The sequence below is a fragment of the Streptomyces sp. NPDC031121 genome (genome assembly GCF_055570615.1).
The window spans coordinates 283,742-297,087 of sequence record NZ_JBVIGV010000009.1 but is presented as its reverse complement, the minus strand read 5'-3'; the positions used below and the strand labels follow the sequence as shown (position 1 = coordinate 297,087).

The following is a 13,346-nucleotide window of genomic DNA, read 5'->3' as shown; positions in this document are numbered from 1 at the left end:
GCCACCCCCCCCCACAACCCCCCCCCCCCCCCCCCCCCCCCCTCCTCTCCCCCCCCCCCCCCCCCCCCCCCCCCCCCCCCCCCCCCCCCCGGGGCACCGCAGAGTCAGGCGCGCTTGGACGCCGCGTAGTTGACGAGGAAGTGCGCCTCCGCGGCCGAAAGCCGCTCCAGCTCCTCCGGGGAGACGCTCTCGTTCACCGCGTGGATCTGCGCCTCCGGCTCGCTCAGCCCGATGAGCAGCATCTCCGCGTCCGGGTACAGCGACGTCAGCGTGTTGCACAGCGGAATCGATCCGCCCATGCCGCTGACCTGCATCTGCTGGCCGGGGTAGGCGGTCTCCAGGGCCGCCGCCATCGCCGCGTACGCGGGGCTGGAGGTGTCCGCCTGGAACGGCTGGCCCTGGCCGACGACCTCCACCTGCAGGCGCGCGCCCCACGGGGTGTGCGCCACCAGGTGGGCCTCCAGCAGCTTGATGGCCTCCGCCGTGTCCACGCCCGGCGGGACGCGCAGGCTGATCAGCGCACCGGCGCTCGCGTGCACCGACGGGGTGGCGCCGAGGACCGGAGGGCAGTCGATGCCGAGGACGGTGACCGCCGGGCGGGCCCACAGCCGGTCGGCGATCGTGCCCTCGCCGATCAGGCCGACGCCGTCCAGGACCTTCGCGTCCGCCCGGAAGTCCGCCTCCGGGTACTGCAGGCCCTCCCACACGGCGTCCGCGGCGAGGCCGTCGACGGTGGTCGAGCCGTCCTCGGCGCGCAGCGAGTCCAGCAGCCGGATCAGGGCGGCCAGCGCGTCGGGGGCGACACCGCCGAACATGCCGGAGTGCAGGTTGCCGCCCAGCGTGTCGATCTTCACCTTCACCAGGCACATCCCGCGCAGGGTGGCCGTCACCGTGGGCAGGCCCAGGCGGAAGTTGCCCGCGTCGCCGATGACGATCGTGTCGGCGGCCAGCAGCTCCGGGTGGGCCTCGGCGTACTGCTGGAGGCCGCCGGTGCCCTGCTCCTCCGAGCCCTCGACGACCACCTTCACGTTCACCGGGACGCCGCCGTTGGCCTTCAGCGCGCGCAGCGCCAGCAGGTGCATGATGAAGCCGCCCTTGCAGTCGGCGGCGCCGCGCCCGTACCAGCGGCCGTCCCGCTCGGTCAGCTCGAAGGCGGGGGAGATCCAGGCGGCGTCGTCCAGCGGCGGCTGCACGTCGTAGTGGGCGTACAGCAGGACGGTCGGGGCGCCCTCCGGGCCGGGCAGGTACCCGTACACGGACTGCGTCCCGTCGGGGGTGTCGAGCAGGGCCACGTCCTGGAAGCCCTCTGCGCGCAGCGCGTCGGCGACCCAGTTGGCCGCGCCCTCGCTCTCGCTCCGCGGGAACTGGGCCCAGTCCGCCACCGACCGGAAGGCCACCAGCTCGGTCAGCTCCCGCTTGGCGCGGGGCATCAGCGAGGCGACCGTCGCGGCGATCGGATTCGGGGTCATGGGCACGCTCCTCTTGGGTGCGACGTTGTTCTGCTTGTACGCCTCCGGCACCCGCCTGGTGGGCGGCTGCCGGGGTAGGCGCAGGTCGTTCCGATCCTCGCACAGCAGGACGGGCGGGAGGCGCGCCGTAGGATTTCCCCGGCATCGGAGCAACGCATGATCAGGAGCATCGGCACATCGTGAGCAGCGACGACGTACAGGACGCAAACGCAGGGCAGGCCGCGGAGGGGGCGGGGGACGGGGTGGCCGGGGGGACCGGCGAGGTCTGGGACGTGGTCGTGGTCGGGGCGGGCCCGGCCGGCGCCTCGGCTGCCCGCGCGGCGGCGGTCGCGGGCAGCCGCGTGCTGCTGCTGGAAAAGGCGGAGCTGCCCCGCTACAAGACGTGCGGCGGCGGCATCATCGGCCCCTCGCGGGACGCGCTCCCGCCCGGCTTCGTGCTGCCGCTCATGGACCGGATCCACGCGGTCACCTTCTCCCTGAACGGCCGGCTGGCCCGCACCCGCCGCTCCAAGCGCATGCTGTTCGGGATGGTCAACCGGCCCGAGTTCGACGCGGCGCTGGTCGCCGAGGCGGAGAAGGCGGGCGCCGCGGTGCGCACGGGCACGGCGGTCGCCCGGGTCGAGCAGCACGGTGCGGCGGTCCCGGACCGCCGCACGGTCGCGGTGGTCCTCGCGGACGGCGAGACCCTCCTCGCGCGGGCCGTCGTCGGCGCGGACGGCAGCGCCAGCCGGATCGGCGCGCACGTCGGCGTGGAGCTGGAGCAGGTCGACCTGGGCCTGGAGGCGGAGATCCCGGTCCCGCCCACGGTCGCCGAGGACTGGAAGGGGCGGGTGCTCATCGACTGGGGACCGCTGCCCGGCAGTTACGGCTGGGTCTTCCCCAAGGGCGACACGCTGACGGTCGGCGTCATCTCGGCGAAGGGCGATGGGGCCGCCACCAAGCGGTACCTGGAGGACTTCGTCGCCCGCCTCGGCCTGTCCGGCTTCGAACCGGCCGTCTCCTCCGGGCACCTGACGCGCTGCCGGAAGCCGGACTCGCCGCTGTCGCGCGGCCGGGTACTGGTCGCGGGCGACGCGGCGGGGCTGCTGGAGCCGTGGACCCGCGAGGGCATCTCGTTCGCGCTCCGCTCCGGCCGCCTGGCGGGGGAGTGGGCGGCGAAGATCGCCGAGGCGCAGGACGCCGTGGACGCGCGGCGGCAGGCCCTGAACTACGCCTTCGCCGTCAAGTCGGGGCTGGGCGTGGAAATGGGCGTCGGGCGGCGGATGCTGACGGCGTTCGAGGCCAGGCCGGGGCTGCTGCACGCGGTGATGACCGGCTTCGCCCCGGCGTGGCGTGCGTTCGCCCGGATCACCCGGGGCTCGACGACGCTGGCCGAGCTGGTCCGCAGCCACCCGCTGGCCCGCCGGGCCCTGCACCTCCTGGACGCCCGCCAGGCCCGTCCGGGCGCGTAGCCGGCAGCCGGCCCGCCGCCCTCCGGCGGCGGGCCGGCGGTCCCGGCCGGGGCGTGGCGCAGCTTCGGGGCGGCCTGTTCACGCCCCGCCGCGCGGAGTCCGGCCGCCGCCCGGCCGTCGGCCGAAGCGCCACAGCACGTGCGCCACCCGAAGCAGGAACACCGCCCCGGCCAGGGCGCCGCCGGCCACGCCCAGGCCGTGCGCGGCGGCGCCGGACAGGTCGAAGGCCAGGGCGGGCCCGAAGACCGCCCCGAACACCAGGGCCGCCGCGAAGCACGCGCTGACGAACGCATACCCGATCTCCACGGTGACGGCGTCGCGGTCCGCCTGGCTGCGCCGCATGGTTCGCTGAGTCATCCGGACAGTCTCCCCGCATCCACCGGACGGCCACAACCATCCGGGGTACGGGGGCGGCTCCTTCAGACGCCGGCCGTCTCGGTCCACAGGCGGGCCAGGGACTCGTCGCCCGTGACGCCCGGCCCCGTCAGCGGCAGGCGGTTCCACAGGGCCGCGTACAGCCACGACGCCTCGCCCACCACGTCGCAGTCGGCGGTGCCCTCGTCCCCGCGGACCGTGCGCGGCGGCTCCTGCGAGAGGTGGACCGTCCACACCATGCCGGTGTCGGCGGCCCGCACCCGCAGGACGCGCGGCTCCGCCGTACGGACCCGGCTGCGCGGCCTGGCGTGGAAGCCGGTCAGCAGCTCGTCCACGCCGTCCTCGGCGAACTCCGGCGCCACCGGGGAGAAGGCCTTCCCCAGGGCCGATTCGGCGTCCATGCGGTGCACGGCCGTCTCGTGGGCCTGCCGGCGCGCCCAGAACTCCAGCGGCGAGGACGGCGCCGTCGGCAGGAACGTCCAGCACTCGACACCGGCCGGCGCCCCCGCCAGCGTCCGCACCAGGGCCGCGTGCCCGTCCCGGAACCAGCCCAGCAGCTCCGCGCCGACCAGCTCGGGCGCGTCCGGGAACGGGGCCGGCTCCACCGCCCCCTCGGCGACGTAGGAGGCGGCCCAGCGGTGCACGGCCCCCGTGTGCCGCAGCAGGTCGCCGATCCGCCACGTCGGGCAGGTCGGAACCAGGGCGTCCGTCCCCGCCCGCTCCGCCAGGTCGGCGAGCAGGGCCCCCTCGCGGTCCAGGGTCTCCACGAACTCGGTGATCTTCATACGGGCAGTCTTCCAGGAGCCCGCGACAATGGGGGCATGGACGGGGAACTCTTCCCGCGCGAGCGGACCGAGATCGCCCCCGGCGCCGTGCACGTGCCGGACTGGCTCGGCCCCGAGCGCCAGCGCACCCTGCTCGCCGCCTGCCGCACGTGGGCGCGGCCGCCCGCCGGGCTGCGCACCGTCCGCACCCCGGGCGGCGGGACGATGACCGCCCGGCAGGTGTGCCTGGGCCTGCACTGGTACCCGTACGGATACGCCCGCACCGCGGTCGACGGCGACGGGGCGCCGGTCAAGCCGATGCCCGCCTGGCTCGCGGAGCTGGGGCGCGAGGCCGTCGGCGCCGCGTACGGCACCGCGCCCCCGGACGCCGCCGGGGCCCCGTACGACATCGCCCTCGTCAACTTCTACGAGGGCGACTCCCACATGGGCATGCACCGCGACGCCGACGAGCGGTCGGGCGCGCCCGTGGTCTCCCTCAGCCTCGGCGACAGCTGCGTCTTCCGGTTCGGCAACACCGCGTCCCGGGGGCGGCCGTACCGGGACGTGCTGCTGCGCAGCGGCGACCTGTTCGTCTTCGGCGGCCCCGCGCGGCTCGCCTACCACGGCGTGCCGAAGGTCCATCCGGGCACCGCCCCGCCGGAGCTCGGGCTGGCCGGACGGCTGAACATCACGCTCCGGGTGGGCGGGCTCGACCTGCCGCCCGGATGAGCGGCGGTCCGCACACTCCGCCGATCATGCGAGGATCGCTGTCATGAACGGCAACGGCGCCCCGCCGCGGGTGGGGGATGCGAGCAGCGGGTCCGCGGCATCCGCGCGGACCAGGCTGGAGCGGGGGCGGGGAGCCCTCGGCCCGGCGCTGGAGCTCGTCCACACCGGCCGGGCCCCGACCCGCGCCGTCCTGACCGCCGAACTGGGCGTGACCCGGGCCACGGCGGGCGCCGTCGCGGCCGAGCTGGAGGCCCTCGGCCTGATCCGGGTGGACTCCCGGCCGGGTGCGGGCGGCGCGCAGGGCCGCCCCTCGCACCGCCTCGCCATCGACGAGAACGGGCCGGTCGCGCTCGCCGCGCAGGTGCACCCGGACGGCTTCCGGGCCGCGCTGGTCGGCCTGGGCGGGCGGATCGTCGCGACCGCACCCGGCAAGCTGACGGTCTCGGAGGACCCCGCTCAGGTCCTGGGCGCCGTCGTCGGGGCGGGCGCGGGGCTGCTGGCGGAAACCGGCCGGCGCTGCGTCGGGGCGGGCCTCGCGGTCCCCTCGGCGGTCGCCGAGCCGGACGGGACGGCGCTGAACCCGCTCCACCTGGCCTGGCCGGCCGGCTCCCCGGTACGGGCGATCTTCGAGGAGTGCGTGAAGGACGCCGGCATCGACGGCCCCGCCCTCGCCGGGAACGACGTCAACCTCGCCGCGCTCGCCGAGCACCGGCACGGCGCGGGCCGCGGCGCCCAGCACCTGCTGTGCGTGGCGACCGGGCACCGGGGCGTGGGCGGGGCGCTGGTGCTGGACGGCCGCCTGCACAGCGGGAGTTCCGGACTGGCGCTGGAGGTCGGACACCTCACCGTGAACCCGGAGGGCCGGGCCTGCCACTGCGGCGGCCGCGGATGCCTGGACGTGGAGGCGGACCCGCTGGCCCTCCTCACGGCCGCCGGCCGCACCCCGGGCCCGGAGGTGTCCCTGCTCCAGCAGGCCCGGGACCTGCTGCGCGACGGCTACGGGGAGCCCGCGGTGCGGGCCGCCGCCGAGGAGCTCATCGACCGGCTCGGCCTCGGCCTCGCGGGCCTGGTGAACATCCTCAACCCGGACCGGATCATCCTGGGCGGCCTGCACCGGGAGCTGCTGTACGCGGACCCGGAGCGGCTGCGCGCGGTCGTCGCGGACCGCAGCCTGTGGGGACGCAGCGGGGGAGTGCCGATCCTGCCGTGCACGCTGGACCACAACAGCCTGGTCGGCGCGGCCGAGCTGGCCTGGCAGCCGGTGCTGGACGACCCGCTGGGCACGCTGGGCGCCGCCGCCTGACGGTACGGCGCCGCCCGCGCGGCGCCGCGGCGGCGGAACCGCTACCCGGGGCCGATCAGCGTCGAGGCGGCCACCGACAGGCCGGTCGGCACGGGCCGCGTGTCCGCGGCGAGGACCACGGCCGGAGCGGGCTCCCGTACGGGCTTGGCGCGGACCTGGGACGGACGCCGGCGGGCCGGCGCCGCCGGTGCGGCGCGGAGCGAGAACCAGACGACCTTGCCGCTGCCGCCCTCCTGCGGCCTGGCGCCCCAGGCCTCGCTGAGCGCGTCGACGAGGGCGAGGCCGCGCCCGCAGGTCTCCAGGGCGTCCAGTGGGTCCAGTGGACCGGGAACGTCCAGGACGGGCGGTGCGTCCGGGGCGACGGCCGTCGCGGTCGCGGTCGCCGTCGCGCGGGGAGTGCGGCCCGGGTCCGCGGGGCCGGGCGGTCTCGCGGCGGCCGTCCGCAGGACCGGGAGCCGCGGATCGCTGTCGTACACGGAGACCGTCAGCCGTCCGAGCCGCAGCTCGATCTCCACCGTGCAGGTCTTGTCGGGCTGCGCGTGGCGGTGGACGTTGCTCAGGAGCTCCGTCACGCCGAGCGCAGCCCGGTCTATGAGTGGATCCAGCTGCCAGTGGCGCAACTGCGCCGAGACGATCCTCCGGATCTGTCCGATCCGGGCGGGCAGGGCCTGCAGTTCGACGACGCAGTGCCTGCGTGAGTGACTGATCACGGCTGCGACTCCCCGACATGAGTGTTACGGGTGCTGCACCCTCAGTAATGCTCCACCAGGGTCACCCACGGTGCGCGGGAGTGCAACCGAACGCGACCGAAAGCGATCCAGGTAGATACCCAAAGTGACTGTTTGCGCAGGTGGGAGAGGTACATTGCGAAAGCAGGGGGCGAAGCAACGCATGAAGGAGCAAGGCGCATGAGCACCACCCGTACCTCCGCCACGCCGGCCGCGGCGGCGCCCGCGGCCACGACGGCGGACGTCGACCGCAGCGACGCGGAGTACCGCGCCTGGCTGAAGGACGCCGTCCGCAAGGTGCAGGCGGACGCCAACCGCTCCGCCGACACCCACCTGCTGCGCTTCCCGCTCCCCGAGGAATGGGGCATCGACCTCTACCTCAAGGACGAGTCCACGCACCCGACCGGCTCCCTCAAGCACCGCCTCGCGCGCTCACTGTTCCTCTACGCCCTGTGCAACGGCTGGATCCGCCCCGGACGGCCCGTCATCGAGGCCTCCTCCGGCTCGACCGCCGTCTCCGAGGCGTACTTCGCGAAGCTGATCGGCGTCCCGTTCATCGCCGTCATGCCGCGCACGACCAGCCCCGAGAAGTGCCGCCTGATCGAATTCCACGGCGGCGCCTGCCACTTCGTCGACGACCCGATGAAGATGTACGAGGAGTCGGCGGACCTCGCGGCCCGCACCGGCGGCCACTACATGGACCAGTTCACCTACGCGGAGCGGGCCACCGACTGGCGCGGCAACAACAACATCGCCGAGTCGATCTACCAGCAACTGCGCCTGGAGCGCTACCCGGAGCCCGCGTGGATCGTCGCGACCGCCGGCACCGGCGGCACCTCGGCGACCATCGCCCGCTACGTGCACTACATGCAGCACGACACCCGCGTCTGCGTGCCCGACCCGGAGAACTCCTGCTTCTTCGACGGCTGGACGGCGGACGACCCCGGCGCGACCAGCGACTGCGGCTCCCGCATCGAGGGCATCGGCAGGCCGCGGATGGAGCCCAGCTTCGTGCCCGGCGCCATCGACCGGATGATGAAGGTGCCCGACGCGGCGAGCGTCGCCGCCTGCCGCGCCCTGGAGCAGGCCATCGGCCGCAAGGCGGGCGGCTCCACCGGCACCGGCCTGTGGAGCGCCCTGAAGATCGTCGCCGAGATGGTGGCCGAGGGGCGGACAGGCAGCGTCGTCACCCTGCTCTGCGACCCGGGCGACCGCTACCTGGACAAGTACTACTCCGACGACTGGGTCGCCGCGCAGGGCCTGGACCTCGCGCCGTACGCCGAGACCATCGAGACGCTGCTGGCGACCGGCACCTGGCGCGAGCCGGACGCCTGACCGAGGCCGCGGCCCGTGCGGCGGCGCAGACCGGCTTCTGCCTGACGACCGGTCAGCCCCCCTGCAGGGCAAGCGCGTCGGACCCCGCCGTGTCGCCCGTACAGGGGCTAGGCGGCGGGCCCGCCGCGCGGGATGCTGGAGGTGCGCTGACTCCCGCCCCGCGAGCGGAGGCCGCCCGTGCCGGACACCCCCAAGCCCCCGCACCTCCCTGCCACCGAACACCCCGCCGTCCCGGGGCCGCTGGGCCTCGAACTCCGCGTCCACGGCGTCCACGGCGCCGCACCGGAGAAACTCCTCGACGACCCGCGCACCGTCCGGGTCACCGGCGATGCCACCGCCGCCGTCTTCCGCCGCAGCGCCGACGCGGAGGCCGAAGCGCACCCCGAGCGGTACGCGGGCCGGCCCGTCGTGGAGGCGTACTGCTGGTCCCGCCTCACCTCGGGCAACGGCTCGCGCGCCCTGTGGCTGCTGCTCCTGCCCTTCATGGTGGTCAACCTCGCGCACTGGGCCCGCCCCGCAGTGCCCGACGGCGGCCCACAGCCGCGCGCGGTGCGCGCGTACGGGCTGCTCGTCCGGATCACCGCCCTCACCCTGACCCTGCTGCTGGTCGCGGCCGCCTGCGAGGTCGCGCTGGACCTGCTCGCCTGGCAGTGCGCCGGCTCACGCTCCTGCACCCGCTCCCGCTGGTGGCTGCACTTCGCCGAACCCGGCCGCTGGTGGGGGCAGCCGGGTCGGCGCCTCGCGCTCGCCGCCCTCATTCCGGCGGCGCTGACCGGGCTCCTGTGGTTCCTGTCGAACCGGACGTGGAGCGCGTACGAGTCCCAGACGCCGCCCGCCGGTCACCCGAGCGGCGGCGCCCCCGACGGCCCCGCCACCCCCGCCCTCGGCCGGCCCGGGTTCTGGTACGGGCGGCGGATCGTGGCCCGGCTCCGCGCCGCGCACACCGCGGCCGGGCTGCTCACCGTCGCCGCCGCCGTCGCCGTGCCGGTCGCCCGCCGCGACGCCGCCGCCGGCGCCGCCGTCCTGGAATCCGTCGGCTGGGCCCTGGAGGCGCTGCTGGTGGCCGGGGCCGCCGCGGTCGCCTGGGTGGTCTGCCGCCGCGGCCGCTCCGAGGCCCGCCCCGACCACCGCCGCGACCGGGCCGTGACCACCCTGCTGCCCGGCGCCGCGCTCGCCCTGCTCGCCGCCGTCCTGCTGTACGCCTGCTGGCCGCGGCCCGGATGGACCTCCGCGGGCCGCCTCCCCGGCGACTTCGCGTTCGGCCTGCTGATGCTCGGCCAGGGCTGCTGCATCGTCGCGCTCGCCGCCGTCGCCCGCAGCCTGTACCGGCGGGCCCCCGACCCGGCGACCGCCCTGCGCGGGCTGGGCGGGCCGGCCGTCGCCGTGCTCGCCTGCGCCCTCGGCGGCGTCATGTCCGGCGGGGTCGCCGGGCGCTTCGCCGACTGGCTCGGAGGGGACGCGCCCGCCGGCCCGCCGCTCCCCGTGCCCGAGCCGCCCGTCCTGCTGTCCTGGCAGGCCGCCGTGCTGCCGCCGGTCCTCCTCGCCCTCGCCTTCCTGGCCGTCTTCCACGCCGCCGGGGCGGCCCGCACCCGCCGCCGGATCGCCGCCGGTGTCGCCGCCGAGTACCCGGGGTGCGTCCCGGACGGCGACCGCAGCCGCCGTATCGCCGGCGCCCGCACCGCCGCCGCCCTCACCGACTCCGCGCCCCGCTTCGCCGCCGCCCTCTCCGGAATCACCCTGCTGCTCGGCGCGGGAGCCCTCGCCGGCGCCTGGCTGACCGGCGAGGTCCCGGGGGCGGCCGCCCGCGGAACGCACCCGCTGCTGGAGGCCGCCGCGCGCGCCGCCCAGGACGCCGGGTCGTGGCTCGTCGGCCTCGGCTTCCTCCTCTTCGTCACCTGGGGCCGGCGCGCCTACCGCGACCCGGCCGCCCGCCGCACCGTCGGCGTGCTGTGGGACGTCGGCACGTTCTGGCCGCGCGCCGCCCACCCCTTCGCACCGCCCTGCTACGCCGAGCGCGCCGTCCCCGACCTGACGTGGCGGATGACCGCCTGGACCGGCCGCACCGGCGGACGCCTCGTCATCTCCGGCCACTCCCAGGGCAGCGTCCTGGCCGCCGCCGCCGTCTGGCAGCTGCCGCCGCACGTGCGCCACCGCGTCGCCCTCCTCACGTACGGCTCCCCGCTGCGCCGGCTGTACGGCCGCTGGTTCCCCGCGTACTTCGGGAGCGGGCCGCTGCTGTCCCTGCACCGGGACGTCGACTGCTGGCGCAACCTGTGGCGGTCCACCGACCCGATCGGCGGCCCGGTCGTCCCCGAGGCCGGCGCGGCCGTGGACCGGGGGCCGCTCCCCGACCCAGCCGCGTACGGGCGCACCGCGGAGCAGCCGCTGCCCGCACCCGTCCTCGGCCACTTCGACTACCAGGACGATCCGGCGTTCGCCGCCGAACGCGACGCCCTGCTCGCCCGGCTCTCCGGCCCCCGGCCGCTGCCCGGCGACCGGTGCGGCGCCGACACGGGGACCGGAGCGGCGGCCTCCGCCCCCCACGGGACCGCGGGCGGCACGGGCCTGCCCGCCCCTCGGCTCAGCAGGGAGCGGGCAGAGCCGGGAGATCCTCCGGGAACAGCAGGGTGAGCTCGTCCGTCCCCGGATCCGCGAGCTGCGCCACCCGGCCGGCGTGCCGTTCGACCATCGACTCGAACGTCTGCCGGGCCGTGCGCCCGTTGCCGAACGCAGGCCCCTTCGGCAGCTCCGCGAAGTACGCCAGCAGCGCCTCGGCGGTGCCCTCCCCGAGCCGGTACTCGTGCTCGTCGGCCTGCTGCTCCACGATCCGCAGCAGGTCCTCCGGCCCGTAGTCGGCGAAGCTGATGGTCCGCGAGAACCGCGACGCCACCCCGGGGTTGACGGTCAGGAACCGCTCCATCTCGGCCGTGTAGCCGGCGACGATCACCACGACCGCGTCGCGGTGGTCCTCCATCAGCTTCACGAGTGTGTCGATCGCCTCCCGCCCGAAGTCCCGGCCGGAGTCCTCCGGTGCCAGCGCGTACGCCTCGTCGATGAACAGGACCCCGCCGCGCGCCCGTTCGAACGCCTCCTGTGTGCGGATCGCCGTGGATCCGATGTGCTCGCCGACGAGGTCCACGCGGGAGACCTCGACGAGGTGCCCGCGCTCCAGGACGCCGAGGGAGGCGAGGATCTCCCCGTACAGGCGGGCCACGGTGGTCTTCCCGGTGCCTGGGGAGCCGGTGAAGACGAGGTGGCGGCGGGCCGAGGCGGCTTTCAGTCCGGCCTGCTGCCGGCGCCGCCCGACCTCGATCATGTCGGTGAGTGCGCGGACCTCCCGCTTGACGCTCTCCAGGCCGACCAGTCCTTCGAGCCGCTCCAGCACGGCGGCGGACCCGCCCTGCGGCGCGGCCCCTTCCGGTGCGGCCGCCTCCGCGAGCCCGGGGTCCGGCACCGCGGGGGGCGCGGGCCGGGCGGCGGGGAGGCCCGGGGCCGCCGCACGGGCCGGGACGGGGACCTCGCGCGATGCGGCACGGACCGCGTCCCGCTCCCCGGCGGCGGCCGCGCCGGCGGTCCCGGGCTGCCCGGGGTGCCGGGAGGCGGTGCCGTCGTCGGTGCAGTCCTCGGCGACGGGCCCGTCCTCCGCGAACTCGTAGCCTCCGCGGGCACACCGCTCGGTGCGGCAGCCGGCCAGGTGGGCGCGGCAGCCGTCGAGGACGTGGAACCCGAAGCCGGCACTGCCGGCCACCCGGCAGGACCGGAAGCTGCCCCGCCCTCCGGCGGACACGTAGAAACCGGCCTCCGCGGGCGAGGACACCGTGCACCGCTCGACCGCCGGATCGGCGCCCTTGGTGACGATGACCCCGGTCTGCACGGCGTCGATCGTGCAGTCGGCGAGGGTGCCGCCGCTGCCGTGGTCGCGGAACCAGGCGCCGGTTCCGGCCTCGCGGATCCGGCAGTCCTCGACCCGCGCGGTCGCCCCGTCGCTCACCGAGACGGCGGTGTTGCGGACCTGCGACAGGTCGCTGTCGACGACGTCCGCGCGCGAGCCGCGGTCCAGGACGAACACCGCGTCCGGCACGTCGTGCACCCGGCAGTGCGTCAGCGAGGCGCCCGCCCCGTCGCTGATCCACACGGCCGGGTAGTCGCCCGTGCTGTCGTGGATCTCGCAGGAGTCCGCCTCGGCGCGGGTGCCGGGGTCCCACACGGACAGCCCGTTGCGGCCGAAGCGGCGCACGCTCGTGCGGGTCAGGGTGAGCACCGAGCGGGAGCGCAGGTCCACCGCGTTCTCCGGGACGTCGTGGATGTCGCACCCCGTGAGCGTGAGCACCGCGTCGGTGTCGAGGGTGACCCCGTCGGCCGTGGTGCGGTGCACCGTGCAGTCCGTGAACCGGGCCGCCGCCCGCGCGGCGATCTGCACCCCCGTCCCGTTGATCTCGTACACCTCGCATCCCAGCGCCTCCAGGCCCGAGCCCTCCCCGGTGACCGCGATGCCGGCGCCCCCCGCGTGGTGGACCCGGCACCGCTCCAGCCGCGGGTGCCCGCCGCCGCGGACCGACACCCCGGCCTGCCCGGAGGCCGCGACCTCGCACTCCTCGAACACGCCTCCCGCGCCGTCCAGGACGAGGACCCCGACCCCGGACGGGTTCTCGACGGTGCACCGCCGCACCACCGGCCGGCCCCGGCCGCGCACCTCGATGCCTGCCGCCGACTCCGTGGTCACCCGCAGGTCGGTCAGCTCCGGCGTGCCCTCCTCCACCAGGAGCGCGGGCGCGGCCCTGTCCTGCCCCTCCACGGTCAGGTCCCGGACCACGGCCGAGGCCCGCAGGGTCAGCGCGATCCCGTCCGGCGGGGCGATGCGCACCGACCCGGCGGCGCCCTCGACCCCGCGGAGCGTCACGGCGTGGTGCAGTACCAGGTTCTCCCGGTACGTGCCGGGCGCGACCGTCAGCACGTCCCCGTCGCCCGCGGCGGCGAGCGCCTCGGACAGCGTCGGGTACTCGCCGGAGCGGCGCCGCCACCGCGAGGAACCGCCGTGCGTCAGCTGGACCGTGCCCTGTGCCATGGTGCTGTCGTGCCCCCGCCCTCGTTCTCGCGCTGTCGAACCGACCGGAACCGCCTCCGCGACCGCCTTCAGCGGTGGGAGCGGCTGACGGCAACCGGGGTCCGGCCGCTCCACCGTAGCGCGCGGG

General features: G+C 76.2%; 10 protein-coding genes. 5 read left to right on the top strand and 5 right to left on the bottom strand.

The features are described from left to right. Nucleotides 1-104: 104 nt before the first annotated feature. Nucleotides 105-1,469: a M20/M25/M40 family metallo-hydrolase gene (locus ACZ462_RS19135; protein WP_467804257.1), complete on the bottom strand. Its 1,365-nt coding sequence runs from the start codon at nt 1,467-1,469 to the stop codon at nt 105-107. Between the two features lie 242 nt (nt 1,470-1,711). Here ACZ462_RS19135 and ACZ462_RS19130 point away from each other — a divergent pair, with 242 nt between their 5' ends. Further along, nucleotides 1,712-2,920, top strand: a complete 1,209-nt coding sequence (locus tag ACZ462_RS19130) for a geranylgeranyl reductase family protein (protein WP_467804402.1) — start codon at nt 1,712-1,714, stop codon at nt 2,918-2,920. 78 nt (nt 2,921-2,998) lie between these two features. Here the strand turns inward: ACZ462_RS19130 and ACZ462_RS19125 are convergent, their stop codons facing one another. Together ACZ462_RS19125 and ACZ462_RS19120 are read right to left on the bottom strand one after the other, a co-directional pair. Continuing rightward, nucleotides 2,999-3,277 carry a DUF6332 family protein gene (locus ACZ462_RS19125; protein WP_467804258.1) on the bottom strand — a complete coding sequence of 93 codons (279 nt, stop codon included), beginning with the start codon at nt 3,275-3,277 and terminating at the stop codon, nt 2,999-3,001. Between the two features lie 62 nt (nt 3,278-3,339). Beyond that, the gene (locus ACZ462_RS19120; RefSeq protein ID WP_467804259.1) at nt 3,340-4,080 is read right to left on the bottom strand and encodes a maleylpyruvate isomerase family mycothiol-dependent enzyme; all 741 of its coding nucleotides are present in this window, start codon (nt 4,078-4,080) and stop codon (nt 3,340-3,342) included. Nucleotides 4,081-4,116: 36 nt separating this feature from the next. On the opposite strand from ACZ462_RS19120, the gene ACZ462_RS19115 reads away from it, so the two are divergent. Together ACZ462_RS19115 and ACZ462_RS19110 are read left to right on the top strand one after the other, a co-directional pair. After that, nucleotides 4,117-4,788: an alpha-ketoglutarate-dependent dioxygenase AlkB family protein gene (locus ACZ462_RS19115; RefSeq protein ID WP_467804260.1), complete on the top strand. Its 672-nt coding sequence runs from the start codon at nt 4,117-4,119 to the stop codon at nt 4,786-4,788. 43 nt (nt 4,789-4,831) lie between these two features. Beyond that, the gene (locus ACZ462_RS19110; RefSeq protein ID WP_467804261.1) at nt 4,832-6,091 is read left to right on the top strand and encodes an ROK family protein; all 1,260 of its coding nucleotides are present in this window, start codon (nt 4,832-4,834) and stop codon (nt 6,089-6,091) included. Nucleotides 6,092-6,132: 41 nt separating this feature from the next. Here the strand turns inward: ACZ462_RS19110 and ACZ462_RS19105 are convergent, their stop codons facing one another. Next, nucleotides 6,133-6,801: an ATP-binding protein gene (locus ACZ462_RS19105; protein ID WP_467804262.1), complete on the bottom strand. Its 669-nt coding sequence runs from the start codon at nt 6,799-6,801 to the stop codon at nt 6,133-6,135. 198 nt (nt 6,802-6,999) lie between these two features. Between ACZ462_RS19105 and cds1 the strand changes: the two genes are divergently transcribed. Both cds1 and ACZ462_RS19095 read left to right on the top strand, forming a co-directional pair. Next, entirely contained in the window at nt 7,000-8,154 is a 1,155-nt protein-coding gene (gene cds1, locus ACZ462_RS19100; RefSeq protein ID WP_467804264.1) for an L-cysteine desulfhydrase Cds1, read from the top strand. Between the two features lie 177 nt (nt 8,155-8,331). Further along, nucleotides 8,332-10,785 (top strand): hypothetical protein, encoded by a 2,454-nt coding sequence (locus ACZ462_RS19095; protein WP_467804265.1) that lies wholly within the window; start codon nt 8,332-8,334, stop codon nt 10,783-10,785. Here the strand turns inward: ACZ462_RS19095 and ACZ462_RS19090 are convergent. Continuing rightward, on the bottom strand, nt 10,736-13,219 hold the full coding sequence (locus ACZ462_RS19090; RefSeq protein WP_467804266.1) for a right-handed parallel beta-helix repeat-containing protein: 2,484 nt from the start codon (nt 13,217-13,219) through the stop codon (nt 10,736-10,738). The genes ACZ462_RS19095 and ACZ462_RS19090 overlap by 50 nt on opposite strands. Between the last annotated feature and the right edge of the window lie 127 nt (nt 13,220-13,346).